Origin of the sequence: Enterobacter sp. JS8-1 (genome assembly GCF_049187015.1) — a bacterium.
Lineage (GTDB): Bacteria > Pseudomonadota > Gammaproteobacteria > Enterobacterales > Enterobacteriaceae > Enterobacter > Enterobacter mori.
Genome location: NZ_CP185805.1, coordinates 4,555,785 through 4,573,516 on the forward strand (window position 1 = coordinate 4,555,785; position 17,732 = coordinate 4,573,516).

A 17,732-nucleotide genomic window follows, 5' to 3' on the forward strand; every position below is an offset into this window, starting at 1 on the left:
TTTATATGTGAGTCACCTCTTATTTACATAATTTAAACCTTCCATTAACTGGATAAAAAGAACGCGCCGCCGCTATAGTGGTTTTGTTTAATAAAACCGAGTTGTACCTGATAAAACCAAGAATAAACCCTGCGAGGACACAATGACAGAACAAACACGTTATGGCGCAACCGCCACTGAGGAGATAGAAAAAGAGACGATGCGGAAAGTGATCTGGCGTATCCTGCCGTTCCTCATCGTCAGCTATCTGATCTCCATTATCGATCGCGGTAATATCGGCATGGCTTCGCTGCAGATGAATGAGGATCTTGGCCTCAGCAAAGCGGCATTTGGCTTCGCCAGCAGCCTTTACTTTGTGGCCTATTTTTTGTTTGAAGTGCCAAGCAACCTGGCGATGCAAAAAGTCGGCGCACGTATCTGGATCCCGCGCATCATGATTAGCTGGGGCATTGTGTCCATGTGTATGTCGCTGGTCCAGAACACCACGTCGCTCTATATCGTCCGTTTTCTTCTCGGCGCCGCAGAGGCGGGCTTCTTCCCTGGCGTCGTGCTTTATCTGACCTGGTGGATCCCTTCCCGTTACCGCGCACGCATTATTGCCTCCTTTATGGTCGCCATCCCACTCGCCAACTTCATCGGCTCCCCGCTTTCCGGGTTGATACTGTCCATGGACGGCTGGCTGGGTCTGCGTGGCTGGCATCTGCTGTTTATCATTGAAGGTTTGCCCGCCGTACTGCTCGGCATTGCCGCCTGGTTTATTCTCCGCGATCGCCCCCATCAGGCGAACTGGCTCAGCAGTGAGCAGAAGCAATGGCTGGAAACCACGCTGGAAAACGAGCGCAATCAGCAAAAGAATATTGGACATCAAACGACGTGGCAGCTGCTGAAGCACCGCCAAATCTGGCTGCTGGCGCTGATTTACGCTGGCGCATCGTCTGCCGGCACGACCATCAGCGTATGGTCTCCTCAACTGCTGAAATCCTTCCATCTCAATAATCTTGAGACAGGCCTGTTCAACGCCATCCCGTACGGTCTGGCATCCGTACTCATGATTGTATGGGGACGAAGTTCTGACCGAACCAACGAACGCCGCTGGCATACCGCGCTGACGCTTTTCATGATTGCCGCAGGCGTATTTGCCGCATTTGTCAGCGTCTCCCTTGCTGCCACCATTGTTATTCTCAGCATCATGCTCATCGGCGCTTATTCAATGAAAGGGCCTTTCTGGGCGCTGGCGTCCGGCTGGATGAGCAGTACCTCGGCGGCAGCAGGACTCGCCGCGATTGGCGCCATCGCGAACCTGATTGGCGGAGCAGTAATGGTAAATGCGTACGGCATTATCAATGAGCGGACGGGCAGTTATACGCTGGCTATGCTTCCGCTGGCCGCGCTGTGTGTGGCGGGGGGGATCGCGGTGCTGATGATGGGCCGACAGACCCGCAACACTCAGCTACACGAGAAGCAGGTAACAAATTAACGATAACAAAAGCGGGACGCGTGTCCCGCTTTTCGTTAACGGTTTTCTTCTGCTGTATCGCTCGTTTCACCGTAAAACTGCTGGCAGAAGGGCTTACTCGCCCCCATTTTCTGTGACAGGCGGCTGGCAGTGTCATGCATCAACTGGCTGATACCTTGCTCCCTGCGGTCTTCTGTCAATCTTGATATGGGCCCGGTCAAAGCCAGCACCGCAATCAACTTGTCGTGAACACCGAAGACCGGCATTGCAAACGCAGCAGTATGGGGATCGCGGGCACCTGCGGTGTAGAGCGGAACAGCAGGCTCACCGCCCGGCAGGCGTTCATTGAGACCCCAATGGCGTAGGACCTGACTGATGGCAGAATCGTCCAGCGGGAACTGTGTGCCGGGAAGATTGCTGTGACGAAGCCCATGTGAGGCTTCAGCACGAAACAGGCACAGACGTTGCCCGCCCTCTAACACATACCAGCTGGCACTCTCCTGAGAAGCCAGGGATAAAGCCTGTAGCTCAGGTTGAACTACCCTGGAAAGATGGAAAGACTGTTCATACAGCTTACCGAGGTAAAGCAGACGAGGGCCAAGCGCATAATTGCCGTCATCATGCCTGACGACATAGTTCATCCGTTCAAGAGAATTCATCAAGCGGTAAACCGTGGTTTTATGATAACCCGATAGCTGAGCCAGCGCGGTCAGCGTCAGGCTTTCATCGCCAGGACGGAAGCAATCCAGTAAAGCCAGCGCTTTTTCAACCGCTACAACGCCTTCATTCCCCATCATTATCTCCTTTTCAGCCCGGCAGTGAGTGTACCTCAAATTTTGTGAGTCACTTCGTGTTTACATCACAAACCCCCTCTCGGGTCTGGCTAAAAGGAAAGCAACACCGCTATAGTTGTTTCGTATTGTACACCTGAATTGTACACAGTAAAACAATATGGAGGCATTCATGTCCGTTTCTGAAAAACCAACGATCAATCGCCACTTCGAACGCGTTTCTGCTGAAGAGGTTCGCCAGGCCGCAGAGTATCAGGCAGCTATCCTCGCGGATGTTGCCGGACGCCGCGGCACGCTCCATGGCCGCATCAAGCCGCTGGCACCGCATATGGCCGTTGCGGGCCCGGCCGTCACCGTTGAGGTACGGCCAGGCGATAATCTGGCCATTCACGCCGCGATGGCGGTTGCCCAACCCGGGGATGTTCTGGTCGTCGATGGAAAAGGCGATCTGAGCTGTGCGCTACTGGGTGAAATTATGGCAACCCAGGCCCAGGCGAGCGGGATTGCCGGGATCATCATCGACGGAGCAGTGCGTGACGCTGACACGCTGAGCAAGGGTAACTATCCCGTTTTCTCTGCCGGTCTGAATCCCTGCGGCCCGACAAAGTCTATTCCTGGCCGGGTTAACCATCCGATTTCCGTTGCCGGCGCGACGGTACAGGCCGGAGATTTAGTGGTAGCCGATATCGACGGCGTGGTGGTGATCCCGCGCGATGAGGTTCAGCAGATTATCGCCCTGGCAAAAGGAAAGCTGGAGATGGAGACTAAACGTCTTGCCGCCATCCGCGAGGGAGATTTACGTCCACACTGGCTTAACGACGCGCTGCGCAAGGCGGGCATGCTGGCGGACGGGGAGACGCTGTAATGGCAAACAAAAAGGTAGTCATTGTTACCGGAAGCGACCTGGCGGAGCAGGCCATGGAAATGTTGCAGGGTTTTGAGGTGGTGTTTGCTGGTCGCCAGCCCACGGAGGATGGGCTTATTGCGCTGTGCGAGCAGCATAACCCGGTGGCAATACTGGTACGTTACGGCAAGATAACCGCGAAAATCATGGATGCTGCGCCTGCCCTGAAGGTTATTTCCAAACACGGAAGCGGGATCGATGTGATAGACCTGGCGGCGGCGGCCGAGCGTAACATCGCCGTCCGATCCGCGCCGGGGGCAAACGCAGCGGCGGTGGCGGAACACACCTGGGCGTTGATTCTCGCCTGCGCCAAATCCGTGGTGTCCCTGGACACGCGACTGCGCGAAGGGCACTGGGACAAAGCCACGCATAAATCCATCGAACTGGAGGGGCAAACGCTGGGGCTGATCGGGCTGGGGGCGATTGGCTCGCGGGTGGCGAATATGGGTCACGCCTTTGGTATGCGGGTTCTGGCTTACGATCCTTACGCTAAATCAATGCCTTCCGTCTGCGAGCGCACTGATACCCTGACTGACCTTCTTTCCCGCTCCGATGTGATTTCTTTGCATTGTCCCCTCACCGACGAGAATCGGGGCATGATCAATACGGAGACGCTCGCGCACGTTAAACGAAACGCTATCCTGGTGAATACGGCACGCGGCGGCTTGATTCACGACAGGTCATTGTTCGCAGCGTTAAAGGATGGAACACTGCACAGCGCGGGGCTGGACAGCTTTACCAGCGAACCGCTGACCGCGCCGCACATCTGGCAGGGCATCGATAACATCATTATCTCCCCGCATATTGGCGGCGTCAGCGCAGCGTCATATATAAAAATGGGAACCGTGGCGGCCAGAAATATTGTAGACGTTTTGAGTGCGGCTGATGAAAGAATGCTTACCGTCAGCGGCTAGCTCGAAAATGGACGAACCGAAACGCCCTTCCGTCACGGTTTCTCTGCCAGCGCCTGCGCGCACGCCCAGGCGCTGGCCCACGCCCACTGGAAGTTATACCCGCCGAGCCAGCCGGTGACGTCCATCACTTCACCTATGAAGTAGAGCCCTGGAACATTGCGTGCTTCCATGGTGCGCGAAGAAAGTTCGTGCGTATCAACACCGCCCAGCGTCACTTCCGCCGTGCGGTAGCCCTCGGTGCCGTTTGGCTGAACGCGCCAGGCTGTCAGCGTCTCGACCAGCGCGTCCTGCTCGCGGCTGTTTAGCTGCTTAAGCGACACATCGGGGATCTGCCCCAGCACCTGCAGGCACTCCACCAGACGCTTCGGCAGCTGCATCGCCAGGGTATTTTTCAGGCTCTGATTCGGGTGCGCGGTACGCTGATCGTTGAGGAACACGTCCAGATCGCAGTCCGGCACCAGGTTTACCGTCACAAATTCGCCCGGCTGCCAGTAGCTGGAGATTTGCAGCACCGCCGGACCGGAGAGGCCGCGATGGGTAAAGAGCAGGTTTTCGCGGAAGACCGTGCCGTCTTCGGCGGTAATGACCGAGGGAACGGACACGCCGGAAAGCGTCTGGAGCTGTTCCAGAAGCGGTTTATGCAGCGTGAACGGCACCAGACCGGCACGCGTTGGCAAGACTTTCAGGCCAAACTGTTCGGCAATTTTATAGCCGAACGGGGACGCGCCCAGCCCCGGCATCGACAGGCCGCCGCTGGCGATCACCAGGCTGTCGGCGCTGACGGTTTCACCGTTCAGCTGTAGCCTGTAACCCTGCTCGTCGCGGGCAACCTCCAGCACGTCCGTACGCAGGCGCATCGTCACGCCACCCTTCTCGCACTCGGCCACCAGCATATCGACAATCTGCTGCGCGGAGTCGTCGCAGAACAGCTGGCCCAGCGTTTTCTCATGCCACGCGATGCCGTGCTTACCCACCAGATCGATAAAATCCCACTGGGTGTAACGCGCCAGCGCAGATTTGCAAAAATGACGGTTTTGGCTCAAATAGGCCGCGGGTTCAACATACAGATTAGTAAAGTTGCAGCGCCCGCCGCCGGACATCAGGATCTTACGGCCTGGCTTTTTACCGTTATCCAGCAGCAGCACGCGACGACCCGCCTGTCCGGCCATTGCCGCACAAAACATACCCGCCGCACCGGCGCCAATTACCACGGCATCAAACCTTTCCACGTCAAAATCCTCTTCGTTAACTGCCGCGGATTGTAAAGTTTCCTCTGTGGTCACACCAGCGTAAAAAGATATTACAAAGCCATTTCATTGATATTTAAAGATTATCCTTTCAGGCACTTTTCCCAAATCAGGTGGTATGTCAAAAAAAGTCTATATTTCACTTTGCCCGCCGTGCATTTGTCCTGGATAATGCGCCGCGTTCATGTCCTCAAAATGGCGTAACGTCCTATGCTACATTTGTTTGCCGGCCTGGATTTACATACCGGGCTTTTATTATTGCTTGCTCTGGTTTTTGTACTGTTTTACGAAGCGATCAACGGCTTCCACGACACTGCAAACGCAGTAGCAACGGTTATCTACACTCGCGCAATGCGATCGCAGCTTGCGGTTGTTATGGCGGCGGTATTTAACTTTTTCGGTGTCCTCCTGGGCGGACTGAGCGTTGCGTATGCGATCGTGCATATGCTGCCAACGGATCTGCTTCTCAACGTTAGTTCTGGCCATGGCCTTGCTATGGTGTTCTCAATGCTGCTTGCTGCAATTATCTGGAACCTCGGTACCTGGTATTTCGGCCTGCCTGCATCCAGTTCTCACACACTCATCGGCGCGATTATCGGTATCGGGTTAACCAATGCCCTGATGACCGGGACGTCCGTTGTTGATGCGCTGAACATCCCGAAAGTGTTGGGGATTTTCGGCTCTTTGATCATCTCTCCTATCGTGGGTCTGGTCGTTGCGGGTGGATTAATTTTCATCCTGCGTCGCTACTGGAGCAACACGAAAAAACGTGCGCGTATCCACCTGACGCCAGCAGAGCGTGAGAAGAAAGACGGCAAGAAAAAGCCGCCATTCTGGACGCGTATTGCGCTGATCATTTCCGCTATTGGCGTGGCGTTCTCTCACGGCGCGAACGATGGTCAGAAAGGGATTGGTCTGGTGATGCTGGTACTGATTGGCGTCGCACCGGCTGGCTTCGTGGTCAACATGAACGCCTCCGGTTACGAAATCACCCGTACCCGTGATGCAATTAACAACGTCGAAGTGTACTTCCAGCAGCATCCTGCCCTGTTGAAGAAAGCGACCGGCGTTGACCAGTTGATTCCGTCTCCTGAAGCGGGTGCCACCACCGCGCCGGGCGAGTTCCACTGCCATCCGGCAAACGCGATTAACGCGCTGGAACGTGCCAAAGGCATGCTGGGCGACATCGAAAGCTACGACAAACTGGCTGTTGAACAGCGTGGTCAACTGCGTCGCATCATGCTCTGCATCTCTGACGTGACGGATAAAGTCGCGAAGCTGCCAGAAGTGAATGCTGACGACAAACGTCTGCTGAAGAAACTGAAAAGCGATATGCTCAACACCATTGAGTACGCGCCAATCTGGATCATCATGGCCGTCGCGCTGGCACTGGGTATCGGTACAATGATTGGCTGGCGTCGTGTGGCGACCACCATCGGCGAGAAGATCGGTAAGAAAGGCATGACCTATGCGCAGGGTATGTCTGCGCAGATGACGGCGGCGGTTTCTATCGGTCTGGCGAGCTACACCGGTATGCCAGTATCCACCACCCACGTACTCTCCTCGTCCGTGGCAGGTACCATGATTGTTGACGGCGGCGGTCTGCAGCGTAAAACCGTGACCAACATTCTGATGGCCTGGGTGTTTACCCTTCCGGCATCCATCCTGCTGTCTGGCGGTTTGTACTGGATTTCGCTGAAGCTGATTTAATCGGTTGAAGGCGATAAAAAAGCGGGTCAGGAAACTGACCCGCTTTTTTTATGCTCAGTGCCAAATCATCAATGCAATCATACTGACCACGACCAGCCCGCACAGGGCACTGGTCAAAATGAACTGACGACGCAGACGCTCGCAACGACGGATAAACTCTTCATCGTGATGATCGCGGTAACGCTGGTAGTAGATGTATCCCACCAGACGCATCTGTTTGCTGGGCTGTCCATGCGAGGTGAAGAACCCTCCACCGTCCACATACTGATAAAGCAACGGATCGCAACCACGAAGTACTACTAACAGCGCACGTAACGATGAGAAGTAGCGCGCCATATTCACTATGCAAACTACGCATAACGCCCAAAACAATGCGACGGTGCTAATCATACATCCTCCCCGGCGTCCGCCCACGAAGCAAGGCTTCTGAGCTACCGCACTCCAATGCCCTGACAGACAGTTCAGTGAAAGAATGACCAAAAGTCGATCCGGTTCGCGTTTTAATATCCGAACGGTTCATTAAATAGTGTAGGAGATCCGTTAATTTTTTTGCCACAAGGTTAATCGTTATCAACACCAAAGCTTGAAAAATATGTTTAACTGGGCCGTAATGAATGTATCAGACGACGGCATTCTCATTTAGTCATCGATAACTTAAGGAAGGAGTAACACTATGGCTTACAAACACATTCTCATCGCGGTAGACCTCTCCCCGGAGAGCAAAGTGCTGGTTGATAAAGCGGTATCCATGGCACGTCCCTACAACGCGAAAGTTTCGCTGATTCACGTTGATGTGAACTACTCCGACCTTTACACCGGTCTGATCGACGTGAATCTTGGCGATATGCAGAAACGCATCTCCGAAGAGACTCACCATGCGCTGAGCGAACTGTCCACCAACGCGGGCTATCCAATCACCGAAACCCTGAGCGGCAGCGGCGACCTGGGCCAGGTGCTGGTTGATGCGATCAAGAAATATGACATGGACCTGGTGGTTTGCGGTCACCATCAGGACTTCTGGAGCAAGCTGATGTCTTCCGCACGCCAGCTGATTAATACCGTTCACGTGGATATGCTGATTGTTCCATTGCGTGACGAAGAAGACGAGTAAGTGCGTTAAATTCCCCTCACCCTAACCCTCTCCCACAGGGAGAGGGGATAGATCGAGAACGTAGGCCGGGTAAGGCGAAGCCGCCACCCGGCTTTTTTATTCCGGCGTCCCCGAATAAATATCAAACCGGTGCCCTTTAGTGATCACCGCATTGGTCGTGGCGACATCCGCCAGCGGCGGCGCATAGTCCGGGCGCTTCACCACCACCCGCTTCGTTGCCAGCTGACGGGCAGGCTCCAGCAGGCCATCTGCATCTAAATCCGGCCCCACCAGCGACTGAAACACCCGCATCTCTTTCTTCACCAGCGCGCTTTTCTGCTTATGCGGGAACATCGGGTCGAGATAGACCACCTGCGGGCGAGGGGTGATATCGGTCAGCGCTGTCAGACTGGAGGCGTGAATCAGCTGCAAACGCGCCTGCAGCCACGAGCCGATTTCCGGGTCCGCATAGCCTCGCGCCAGCCCGTCGTCGAGCAGCGCAGCGACCACCGGATTACGCTCCAGCATCCGCACGTGACAGCCGACAGAGGCCAGCACAAAGGCATCACGCCCTAACCCCGCCGTGGCATCGACCACGTCCGGAAGATAGCTCCCTTTGATGCCGACCGCTTTAGCCACCGCCTCGCCGCGACCGCCGCCGAACTTGCGCCGGTGCGCCATCGCGCCGCCGACAAAGTCGACAAAAATCCCGCCGAGCTTCGGTTCATCGCGCTTGCGTAACTCCAGGTGCTCCGGCGTCATCACCAGCGCCATCGGGTTTTCTTCATCGTGTTCCAGCCCCCAGCGGGCCGCCAGAACAGATAAGGCGCCGTCTCCGGCGCCCGTTTCATCTACTAAGCAGATCTTCACGTAACAATCAGCCTTTGATTCCGTAATGCTCAAGCATCGCATCCAGCTGCGGCTCGCGGCCACGGAAGCGTTTGAACAGCACCATTGGCTCTTCAGAACCGCCGCGGGTCAGGATGTTATCGAGGAACGACTGACCGGTTTCGCGGTTGAAAATCCCCTCCTCTTCGAAGCGAGAGAAGGCATCTGCCGCCAGCACGTCGGCCCACAGGTAGCTGTAGTAGCCCGCCGCGTAGCCGCCAGCAAAGATGTGGCTGAAGGCATGCGGGAAGCGGCCCCAGGTTGGCCCTGGAATAACGGCAACCTGCTTTTTGATTTCGGCCAGGGTGTCGAGGATTTTCGCCCCCTGCTCCGGGCTAAACTCCGCGTGCAGGCGGAAGTCGAACAGGCCGAACTCCAGCTGACGCAGGATGAACATCGCCGCCTGATAGTTTTTCGCCGCCAGCATTTTATCCAGCAGCTCCTTCGGCAGCGGTTCGCCGGTCTCATAGTGGCCGGAGATAAACGCCAGCGCGTCCGGCTCCCAGCACCAGTTTTCCATAAACTGGCTTGGCAGCTCGACCGCATCCCACGGCACACCGCTGATACCGGCTACGCCTGCGGTTTCGATGCGGGTCAGCATGTGGTGCAGACCGTGACCGAACTCGTGGAACAGGGTAATCACTTCATCGTGGGTGAAGAGCGCAGGCTTGCCGCTCACCGGACGGTTGAAGTTACAGGTCAGGTAGGCGACCGGCTTCTGCAGGGAGCCGTCGGCTTTACGCATCTGGCCTACGCAGTCGTCCATCCACGCCCCGCCGCGCTTGTTCTCACGGGCGTACAGGTCAAGGTAGAAGCTGCCGCGCAGTTCATTTTTCTCGTCATACAGTTCGAAGAAGCGCACGTCCGGATGCCAGACGTCGATATCGGTACGCTCTTTCGCGGTGATGCCGTAAATGCGTTTCACCACTTCAAACAGGCCGTTAACGGCTTTGTTTTCCGGGAAGTACGGGCGCAGCTGCTCGTCGCTGATGCTGTAGAGGTGCTGCTTCTGCTTTTCGCTGTAGTAAGCGATGTCCCACGGCTGCAGCTCGTCCACACCGAACTCCGCTTTGGCGAAGGCGCGCAGCTGGGCCAGCTCTTTTTCACCCTGCGGACGGGCGCGTTTCGCGAGATCGGTGAGGAAGTCGAGCACCTGCTGCGGGTTCTCCGCCATTTTGGTGGCGAGGGATTTATCGGCGTAGTTTTCAAAGCCCAGCAGTTGGGCCAGTTCGTGACGCAACGCGAGGATTTCCGCCATCACCGGGCTGTTGTCCCACTTACCGGCATTCGGTCCCTGATCGGAAGCGCGGGTGCTGTAGGCGCGGTACATCTCTTCACGCAATGCCTGGTTGTCGCAGTAGGTCATCACCGGCAGATAGCTTGGGATATCCAGCGTTAACAGGAAACCGTCCTGCTCTTTCGCTTCGGCCTGGGCTTTTGCCGCCGCCAGCGCGCTTTCCGGCATACCCGCCAGCTCCGCTTCGTCGGTAATCAGCTTCGTCCAGCCCATGGTGGCGTCGAGCACGTTGTTGCTGTACTGGTTGCCCAGCTCGGACAGACGCGCGGCAATTTCACCGTAGCGAACCTGTTTATCTTTTGGCAGACCGATACCGGACAGCTCAAAGTCACGCAGCGCGTTATCGACCGATTTTTTCTGCGCCGTGTTCAGTTCGGCATAGTGGTCGCCGTCGCGCAGGTCGCGGTAGGCCTTGTAGAGTCCTTCGTGCTGGCCGACCCAGGTGCTGTACTCAGAGAGCAGCGGCAGGGTCTGTTCGTAGGCTTCGCGCAGTTCCGGGCTGTTTTTGACCGAGTTCAGGTGGCTCACAGGGGAGAAGATACGCCCCAGCACGTCGTCCACTTCGGAAAGCTTCTGACACAGATTTTCCCACGTGTACGGCGCGCCCTGCGCAACCACGTTTTCTACCGCCGCGCGGCAGTTGTCCAGCGATTGCGTAACGGCTGGAACTACATGCTCAGGGAGGATTTTAGAAAACGGCGGCAACGAAAAAGGCGTCAGTAATGGATTGGTCATAAACGCTGTCCTGTTGAAATAGGTGAATGAAGCGCGCATCCGGCGCTGGGCATATTGTTTTCAGTAATGGGGTTAAGTGTAGAGGATTTCAATGCCGGACGTTGCGCTTTCGCGGCCGTGGAAACTTTTCTGTATACTGTGGCGATACGCTCTATTTTTGCCCGATGGCGCTACGCTTATCGGGCCTACGTTTACTACCTGGAACACATTCATCCATGCTCAGTTATCGCCACAGCTTCCACGCTGGCAACCACGCCGACGTCCTTAAACACACCGTTCAGAGCCTGATCATTGAAGCGCTCAAAGAGAAAGAGAAGCCGTTTCTCTATCTCGACACCCATGCGGGTGCGGGCCGTTATCAGCTGAGCGGCGAGCATGCCGAGCGTACCGGTGAATACCTTGAGGGCATCGCCCGCATCTGGCAGCAGGACGATCTGCCTGCCGAGCTGGAGCCGTACATCGGTGTGGTGAATCACTTCAACCGCAACGGCCAGCTGCGCTACTACCCTGGCTCCCCGCTGATTGCCCGCCAGCTGCTGCGCGAGCAGGACAGCATCCAGTTAACCGAGCTGCACCCGAGCGACTTCCCGCTGCTGCGTTCTGAATTCCAGAAAGATAATCGCGCCCGCGTGGAAAAAGCCGACGGCTACCAGCAGCTGAAAGCCAAGCTGCCGCCGGTCTCCCGTCGCGGCCTGGTGCTGATCGACCCGCCGTACGAAATCAAAACCGACTATCAGGCGGTGGTGACCGGCATCCACGAAGGCTACAAACGCTTCGCTACCGGCACCTATGCCCTGTGGTACCCGGTGGTGCTGCGCGCGCAAATCAAGCGCATGATCAAAGACCTGGAAGCGACCGGTATCCGAAAAATCCTGCAGATTGAGCTGGCGGTACGCCCGGACAGCGATCAGCGCGGCATGACCGCTTCTGGCATGATTGTGATCAACCCGCCGTGGAAGCTCGAAGCGCAGATGAACAACGTGCTGCCGTGGCTGCACAAAACGCTGGTGCCAGCGGGTACTGGCCACGCCACCGTCAGTTGGATCGTGCCGGAGTAATCGCAGCCATCGGTGGAAACTATTGATTTCAGGTATACAATCGCGGCAATTCACGATTAAGGACAAAAGCTATGACTAAGCATTATGACTACATCGCAATCGGCGGCGGCAGCGGCGGCATCGCCTCGATCAACCGCGCGGCCATGTACGGCCAGAAGTGTGCGCTGATTGAAGCCAAAGCGCTGGGCGGCACCTGCGTGAACGTGGGTTGTGTACCGAAAAAAGTGATGTGGCATGCGGCGCAAATCCGTGAAGCTATCCATATGTACGGTCCGGATTATGGCTTTGACACTACCATCAATAACTTCGACTGGGACAAGCTGATCGCCAGCCGTACCGCCTACATCGACCGCATTCACACCTCGTACGATAACGTGCTGGGCAAAAATAACGTCGACGTGATCCACGGTTTCGCCCGCTTTGTGGACGCGAAAACGATCGAAGTGAACGGTGAGACGATCACTGCCGATCACATCCTGATCGCCACCGGCGGCCGTCCGAGCCACCCGAATATTCCAGGTGCAGAATACGGCATCGACTCCGACGGTTTCTTCGAGCTGCCAGCCCTGCCTAAACGCGTTGCCATTGTGGGCGCGGGTTACATCGCGGTGGAACTGGCTGGCGTGATTAACGGGCTGGGCGCTGAGGCGCACCTGTTCGTGCGTAAACACGCGCCGCTGCGCAGCTTTGACCCGCTGATTGTCGATACCCTGGTCGAAGTGATGAACACCGAAGGCCCGACCCTGCACACCAACGCCGTACCAAAAGCGGTGGTGAAAAATGCAGACGGCAGCCTGACCCTGGAGCTGGAAGATGGCCGCAGCCAGACCGTCGACTGCCTGATCTGGGCGATCGGTCGTGAACCGGCGAACGATAACTTCAACCTGGCTGTAACGGGCGTGAAAACCAACGATAAAGGCTACATCGTCGTTGATAAGTTCCAGAACACCAGCGTACCGGGCATTTACGCGGTCGGCGATAACACCGGTGCCGTTGAGCTTACCCCGGTTGCCGTTGCGGCGGGCCGTCGTCTCTCCGAGCGCCTGTTTAACAACAAGCCGGACGAGCATCTGGATTACAACCTTATCCCAACCGTGGTCTTCAGCCACCCGCCAATCGGCACCGTCGGCTTAACCGAGCCGCAGGCGCGCGAGCAGTATGGCGACGACCAGGTGAAAGTGTATAAATCGGCGTTTACGGCGATGTACACCGCCGTCACCTCTCACCGTCAGCCGTGCCGCATGAAGCTGGTCTGCGTCGGCCCGGAAGAGAAGATTGTCGGTATCCATGGCATCGGCTTCGGCATGGACGAGATCCTGCAGGGCTTTGCGGTGGCGCTGAAGATGGGCGCAACGAAGAAGGATTTCGATAACACCGTGGCGATCCACCCGACGGCGGCGGAAGAGTTTGTTACCATGCGTTAATCCTGATGCCCCTCTCCTGAGGGGCATTTTTTTAACATTCATAAATCGTTGCAAAACGAATGCTCCGAAAAGAGTGATCTACCGCACATATCCCTACCCTTCTACCGAAGCGAGTGTCTACGCTTATAGGACGCCCGGAAAAACCTGTCTTTAAGAACACACAACCGGAGGTCCTTATCACCATGTTCAACCAGAAGATACAGGCTACCGAGAACATCGAATTCGGGATCGAAGAAGAGCTGCGCTACGAGACCGATCCCTGCGAGTTGAAACTGGATGAGATGATTGAGGCGGAGCCGGAACCGGAAATGATCGAGGGGCTGCCGGCCTCCGACGCCCTGACGCCTGCCGATCGCTACCTTGAGCTGTTCGAACACGTGCAGTCATCAAGGCTGTTTGCCGACAGCAAAACCTTCCCCGACTGCGCGCCGAAGATGGATCCGCTGGATATCCTGATCCGCTACCGCAAAGTGCGTCGCCATCGTGATTTTGACCTGGCACGCTTTGTGGAGAACCACTTCTGGATGCCGGAAACCTACGGGACGGAATACGTTTCCGACCCCGGTCTTTCCCTGAAAGAGCACATTGATAACCTGTGGCCGGTGCTGACGCGCGAACCGCAGGATCATATTCCCTGGTCGTCCCTGCTGGCGCTGCCGCAGGCGTATATCGTCCCCGGCGGACGATTCAGCGAGACGTACTACTGGGATTCGTACTTCTCCATGCTGGGGCTGGCGGAGAGTGGCCGTAACGATCTGCTGAAGTGTATGGCGGATAACTTCGCGTGGCTTATCGAGCGCTACGGCCATATTCCCAACGGCAACCGTACCTACTATCTCAGCCGCTCCCAGCCGCCCGTATTTGCCCTGATGGTGGAGCTGTTTGAGGAGGACGGGGTGCGCGGCGCGAAGCGTTATCTTGAACACCTGAAGATGGAGCACGCCTTCTGGATGGACGGGGCCGAGTCGCTGCTGCTTAACCAGGCCTACCGCAGCGCGGTGCGTATGCCGGATGGCTCACTGCTTAACCGTTACTGGGATGACCGCGACACGCCGCGCGACGAATCGTGGATCGAGGACGTGGAGACGGCGCGCCACTCTGGCCGTCCGCCGAATGAGGTTTACCGCGATTTACGCGCCGGGGCGGCGTCTGGCTGGGATTACTCCTCCCGCTGGCTTCGTGAGCCGGGTCGACTTGCCAGCATTCGCACCACCCAGTTTATCCCTATCGATTTGAACGCCTTCCTGTTCAAGCTGGAAAGCGCTATTGCCAATATCTCTGCTTCGAAAGGAGATAAAGAGACGGCCGACCTGTTCCGCCAGAAAGCCAGCGATCGCCGCGCGGCGGTTAACCGCTATTTATGGGATGAAGAGAACGGCTGTTATCGGGATTACGACTGGCGACGTGAAGTCATGGCCCTCTTCTCCGCGGCGAGCATCGTGCCGCTGTATGTCGGGATGGCGACTCATGAGCAGGCTGAACGCGTGTCTGATGCGGTGAAAGCGCGGCTGCTGACGCCGGGCGGGATTCTGGCGACCGAGTACGAAACCGGCGAGCAGTGGGATAAACCCAACGGCTGGGCACCGCTGCAGTGGATGGCGATTCAGGGGTTCAAGCAGTATGGCAACGACTCGCTGGGCGACGAGATCGCCTGGAGCTGGCTGCACACGGTGAACCACTTCTACAAGACGCACCACAAGCTGATTGAGAAGTACCACATCGCCAGCAGCACGCCGCGTGAAGGTGGGGGTGGGGAGTACCCGCTTCAGGACGGCTTCGGCTGGACGAACGGCGTAGTGCGGCGGCTGATTGGGCTGTATGGGGAGCCTTGAGTGGGGTGCGGTTAGGTGCCCTCACCCCTCACCCTAACCCTCTCCCCACAGGGGAGAGGGGACTGTAAGGTGCGGTCTTTTCCCCTGTGGGGAGAGGGGAAAAATTTAGCGAATCACCTCATAAATGGCGGTCTGAATAGCCTGCCATTTTTTCGTTTCAGAGCCCGGCTGTGCCTGCGCGCGGCGCTTCGCCATATCCGCGTCGTGCTGCTGGCGCTTCACAACAGCGGGTACGGTGCAAAACGCTTTTAAATAGTCTTTACGCGTTGACGTCAGAGACTCACCGTTCGCCATCGCGTGGCTAAGCGTGTTGATAAAACGTCGGCACGGCTTCTCTTCCACCATGTTTTGCCGATAGCGCAGCATCAGTTCAAGCACGTCGTCATGGTCTGACGACATCGCCTCTTCCGTCCAGGACAGCTTCCAGTCCATGCCCCCCTGCAAGAAAAGCAGCGCCACGCGAGTGTCATTGCGGTTGATGGCTGAACGGAAATTATTCTCGTCCCAGGTAACGCCCATGCGCGTCAGCGTCTCACGCGAGGAAGGCGTTTCACGCATCTCCTCTACTGGAGGCGTGGCTGCGGCATTCGCCGCGACGTGCTGCGGTTTGCCGCTGGTCACAAGCCAGACGCCCCCGGCAATAATCGCGATAACCATGACGCCAACCGCGCCCCACAGCACGCCGGAAATGAGCTGCTCGCGCTGTTCAGGCGTTCGCGGCGCGCGCTGGGTGGGCTTTTCAATGGTGTCACGCACCTCGAACAGATCGCCACCCGTGACCCGGTCCATTTTCTGCGCCTTTTCCCAGAATGCATGCAGTTCGCTGGCATCCACGGCCAGTAATCCCGCCGGATTGACGCGCGTTCTTCCCTCTTCAAACGCGCGCTGAACGGGTCGGGTGACTTGCGTATAGTAGCGATCGAGCAGCAGGATTTGCGCGGAACTTAATGCCCGCTGCACGGTAATGCTGTTGCGGATTTGTCGGATGTCATCAAGGAAGGTTTGCAGGGTGATGCGCGGCTCCACCAGCAGCGTCAGCATGGCAGGATCGCTAAACAGTGACGCGTAGTAACGGCTAAATTCTTTTTTATCCACCAGCAGCTGCGCCAGCTCACTGAACATCATGCCGCTCAACACATCGTTAATGTCACCCAGCTTCAGCCAGCGACGAACGCGATCGGCATTAAACAGGGTCTTGAGATGGTTATTGAGCCGTACCTGATCGGGCCACGCCTGCTGGATCAGCCCCTTCATCATCAATTCGATAGCACGCACCTGCTTATGCGCCTGCTGCTGTTGGATTTCGCTACCGTGCGCCAGCTCAGTGTTGTAAGTCAGAAGAGGCTGCTGGAGACGAAGATGCTCCAGAGTCGTCACAAACCGCATCGCCGCAATCAGCTGATTTTCAGTGACATCCTGCCCGCTTTCATACTGAGGCACGCGCTGCTGCAGCAGGCGCAGCTGGAGCGTAAATGTCGACATTTCAGCGTCGTTCAGGTTGAGTTGCTTCGCAACAGCAGTCCATCCCCCCAGACCTAAGCGGGCACTGTCCAGCTGTTCCAGAAACCAGCGTGGATCTTTTCCTTCAGAAGCATGTACATTCAGCAGGAGCAGAATTTCGACTGACGCCTGACGAATCACCGCAAGACAGTGTTCAAACTGTTCGCGAATGGGGTGTGATGTGCTGAGAGTCATTGTATTCCTTCAGAGACAATGAAAACGCCTGGGCCAGGCATGAAACAGCCTTTTTTTCTTTTATTTATACGACGTTAAACATACCTGACTTTCTGTTGAAATAAAGTGACAACCTTATAATCATTTAAAATGTTTCAGGAGAATCTGAATGCCCGTATTAACGACCGCGCGTCTCACCTGTTCACCGCTGCACGAGCAGGACTGGCCATTTTTTCTCGCGCTACAGCACGATCCCAACGTCATGCGCTTTGTGGCGGAAAACCGCTCTCTGGCAGAGATCCGCGCCGCGTTCGATTCTCGTCTCGTCCCATGGTCGCCAGGCAGTGCGCACTGGCTTTGCCTCACCGTGCGTGATGCGGCCTCGCAGGCTCCGCTGGGCGTCACGGGTTACATTCATCGGGAAGAAGATTGTGCCGAAGTCGGATTCCTTTTCGCACCTGCGGCACACGGGAAAGGTTACGGCTTCGAATCGCTGCGGGCGCTTTGCGATTATGCCTTTCTTCAGGGCGGTATTCGTCGGCTTACCGCCACCGTCACGGCGGGAAATATTGCGTCAAAGCGTGTACTGGAAAAAACAGGTTTTCAACTGGAAGGCGAACTGCGCGAGAATTATTACCTTGGCGGTCAGTGGCAAAATGACTGGCTATTTGGCTTATTGAAGCATGAATACCTGAATAATAATCCCTGAGCA

At 56.5% G+C, this 17,732-nt stretch carries 15 protein-coding genes; 9 read left to right on the forward strand and 6 right to left on the reverse strand.

All coding sequences use genetic code 11. The features are described from left to right. The first annotated feature begins 142 nt into the window (after positions 1–142). On the forward strand, positions 143–1,477 hold the full coding sequence (locus tag ACOQH0_RS21805) for an MFS transporter (protein ID WP_411777806.1): 1,335 nt from the start codon (positions 143–145) through the stop codon (positions 1,475–1,477). 35 nt (positions 1,478–1,512) lie between these two features. Here ACOQH0_RS21805 and ACOQH0_RS21810 read toward each other — a convergent pair whose 3' ends face one another. Next, complete coding sequence (locus ACOQH0_RS21810; protein ID WP_421512386.1) at positions 1,513–2,250, reverse strand: IclR family transcriptional regulator; 738 nt, start codon at positions 2,248–2,250, stop codon at positions 1,513–1,515. Positions 2,251–2,419: 169 nt separating this feature from the next. Here ACOQH0_RS21810 and ACOQH0_RS21815 point away from each other — a divergent pair, with 169 nt between their 5' ends. Together ACOQH0_RS21815 and ACOQH0_RS21820 are read left to right on the forward strand one after the other, a co-directional pair. Continuing rightward, on the forward strand, positions 2,420–3,112 hold the full coding sequence (locus tag ACOQH0_RS21815; RefSeq protein WP_042717231.1) for an RraA family protein: 693 nt from the start codon (positions 2,420–2,422) through the stop codon (positions 3,110–3,112). Then, complete coding sequence (locus ACOQH0_RS21820) at positions 3,112–4,065, forward strand: hydroxyacid dehydrogenase (protein ID WP_421511179.1); 954 nt, start codon at positions 3,112–3,114, stop codon at positions 4,063–4,065. Before ACOQH0_RS21815 ends, ACOQH0_RS21820 begins: the two co-directional genes overlap by 1 nt. Before the next feature lie 32 nt (positions 4,066–4,097). Here ACOQH0_RS21820 and ACOQH0_RS21825 read toward each other — a convergent pair whose 3' ends face one another. Further along, on the reverse strand, positions 4,098–5,294 hold the full coding sequence (locus ACOQH0_RS21825) for an NAD(P)/FAD-dependent oxidoreductase (RefSeq protein ID WP_421511180.1): 1,197 nt from the start codon (positions 5,292–5,294) through the stop codon (positions 4,098–4,100). A 228-nt stretch (positions 5,295–5,522) separates the two neighbouring features. Between ACOQH0_RS21825 and pitA the strand changes: the two genes are divergently transcribed. Beyond that, positions 5,523–7,022 (forward strand): inorganic phosphate transporter PitA, encoded by a 1,500-nt coding sequence (gene pitA, locus ACOQH0_RS21830; RefSeq protein ID WP_042717227.1) that lies wholly within the window; start codon positions 5,523–5,525, stop codon positions 7,020–7,022. Between the two features lie 54 nt (positions 7,023–7,076). Here the strand turns inward: pitA and uspB are convergent, their stop codons facing one another. Beyond that, complete coding sequence (uspB, locus tag ACOQH0_RS21835; RefSeq protein WP_003861224.1) at positions 7,077–7,412, reverse strand: universal stress protein UspB; 336 nt, start codon at positions 7,410–7,412, stop codon at positions 7,077–7,079. 283 nt (positions 7,413–7,695) lie between these two features. Between uspB and uspA the strand changes: the two genes are divergently transcribed. Beyond that, positions 7,696–8,133, forward strand: coding sequence for a universal stress protein UspA (uspA, locus tag ACOQH0_RS21840; protein ID WP_003861223.1), 438 nt, complete (start codon positions 7,696–7,698; stop codon positions 8,131–8,133). Positions 8,134–8,229: 96 nt separating this feature from the next. Here the strand turns inward: uspA and rsmJ are convergent, their stop codons facing one another. Together rsmJ and prlC are read right to left on the reverse strand one after the other, a co-directional pair. Beyond that, positions 8,230–8,982 carry a 16S rRNA (guanine(1516)-N(2))-methyltransferase RsmJ gene (rsmJ, locus tag ACOQH0_RS21845; protein WP_421511181.1) on the reverse strand — a complete coding sequence of 251 codons (753 nt, stop codon included), beginning with the start codon at positions 8,980–8,982 and terminating at the stop codon, positions 8,230–8,232. A 7-nt stretch (positions 8,983–8,989) separates the two neighbouring features. Then, positions 8,990–11,032, reverse strand: coding sequence for an oligopeptidase A (prlC, locus tag ACOQH0_RS21850; RefSeq protein ID WP_421511182.1), 2,043 nt, complete (start codon positions 11,030–11,032; stop codon positions 8,990–8,992). Between the two features lie 215 nt (positions 11,033–11,247). Between prlC and ACOQH0_RS21855 the strand changes: the two genes are divergently transcribed. From ACOQH0_RS21855 to ACOQH0_RS21865, 3 genes are all read left to right on the forward strand, one after another. Beyond that, positions 11,248–12,090 carry a 23S rRNA (adenine(2030)-N(6))-methyltransferase RlmJ gene (locus ACOQH0_RS21855; protein WP_108417662.1) on the forward strand — a complete coding sequence of 281 codons (843 nt, stop codon included), beginning with the start codon at positions 11,248–11,250 and terminating at the stop codon, positions 12,088–12,090. A gap of 71 nt (positions 12,091–12,161) precedes the next feature. Continuing rightward, a complete protein-coding gene (gene gorA, locus ACOQH0_RS21860; RefSeq protein ID WP_421511183.1) occupies positions 12,162–13,514 on the forward strand; it encodes a glutathione-disulfide reductase in 1,353 nt (450 codons plus the stop codon). A gap of 182 nt (positions 13,515–13,696) precedes the next feature. Beyond that, positions 13,697–15,346, forward strand: a complete 1,650-nt coding sequence (locus ACOQH0_RS21865; protein WP_089598696.1) for an alpha,alpha-trehalase — start codon at positions 13,697–13,699, stop codon at positions 15,344–15,346. Between the two features lie 105 nt (positions 15,347–15,451). On the opposite strand, the gene ACOQH0_RS21870 is transcribed toward ACOQH0_RS21865, so the two are convergent. Beyond that, positions 15,452–17,041, reverse strand: a complete 1,590-nt coding sequence (locus tag ACOQH0_RS21870) for an STY4199 family HEPN domain-containing protein (RefSeq protein ID WP_421511184.1) — start codon at positions 17,039–17,041, stop codon at positions 15,452–15,454. A gap of 148 nt (positions 17,042–17,189) precedes the next feature. Between ACOQH0_RS21870 and ACOQH0_RS21875 the strand changes: the two genes are divergently transcribed. Then, complete coding sequence (locus ACOQH0_RS21875; RefSeq protein ID WP_421511185.1) at positions 17,190–17,729, forward strand: GNAT family N-acetyltransferase; 540 nt, start codon at positions 17,190–17,192, stop codon at positions 17,727–17,729. The last annotated feature ends 3 nt before the right edge of the window (positions 17,730–17,732 follow it).

Excerpts from the sequence above, each read along its gene's own strand:
- ACOQH0_RS21855 (WP_108417662.1), top strand. The coding sequence starts at position 11,248 with ATGCTCAGTTATCGCCACAGCTTCCACGCTGGCAACCACGCCGACGTC.
- ACOQH0_RS21810 (WP_421512386.1), bottom strand. The coding sequence starts at position 2,250 with ATGGGGAATGAAGGCGTTGTAGCGGTTGAAAAAGCGCTGGCTTTACTG.
- ACOQH0_RS21865 (WP_089598696.1), top strand. The coding sequence starts at position 13,697 with ATGTTCAACCAGAAGATACAGGCTACCGAGAACATCGAATTCGGGATC.
- ACOQH0_RS21815 (WP_042717231.1), top strand. The coding sequence starts at position 2,420 with ATGTCCGTTTCTGAAAAACCAACGATCAATCGCCACTTCGAACGCGTT.
- prlC (WP_421511182.1), bottom strand. The coding sequence starts at position 11,032 with ATGACCAATCCATTACTGACGCCTTTTTCGTTGCCGCCGTTTTCTAAA.
- pitA (WP_042717227.1), top strand. The coding sequence starts at position 5,523 with ATGCTACATTTGTTTGCCGGCCTGGATTTACATACCGGGCTTTTATTA.
- gorA (WP_421511183.1), top strand. The coding sequence starts at position 12,162 with ATGACTAAGCATTATGACTACATCGCAATCGGCGGCGGCAGCGGCGGC.
- ACOQH0_RS21870 (WP_421511184.1), bottom strand. The coding sequence starts at position 17,041 with ATGACTCTCAGCACATCACACCCCATTCGCGAACAGTTTGAACACTGT.
- ACOQH0_RS21875 (WP_421511185.1), top strand. The coding sequence starts at position 17,190 with ATGCCCGTATTAACGACCGCGCGTCTCACCTGTTCACCGCTGCACGAG.
- ACOQH0_RS21805 (WP_411777806.1), top strand. The coding sequence starts at position 143 with ATGACAGAACAAACACGTTATGGCGCAACCGCCACTGAGGAGATAGAA.
- uspB (WP_003861224.1), bottom strand. The coding sequence starts at position 7,412 with ATGATTAGCACCGTCGCATTGTTTTGGGCGTTATGCGTAGTTTGCATA.
- uspA (WP_003861223.1), top strand. The coding sequence starts at position 7,696 with ATGGCTTACAAACACATTCTCATCGCGGTAGACCTCTCCCCGGAGAGC.
- ACOQH0_RS21820 (WP_421511179.1), top strand. The coding sequence starts at position 3,112 with ATGGCAAACAAAAAGGTAGTCATTGTTACCGGAAGCGACCTGGCGGAG.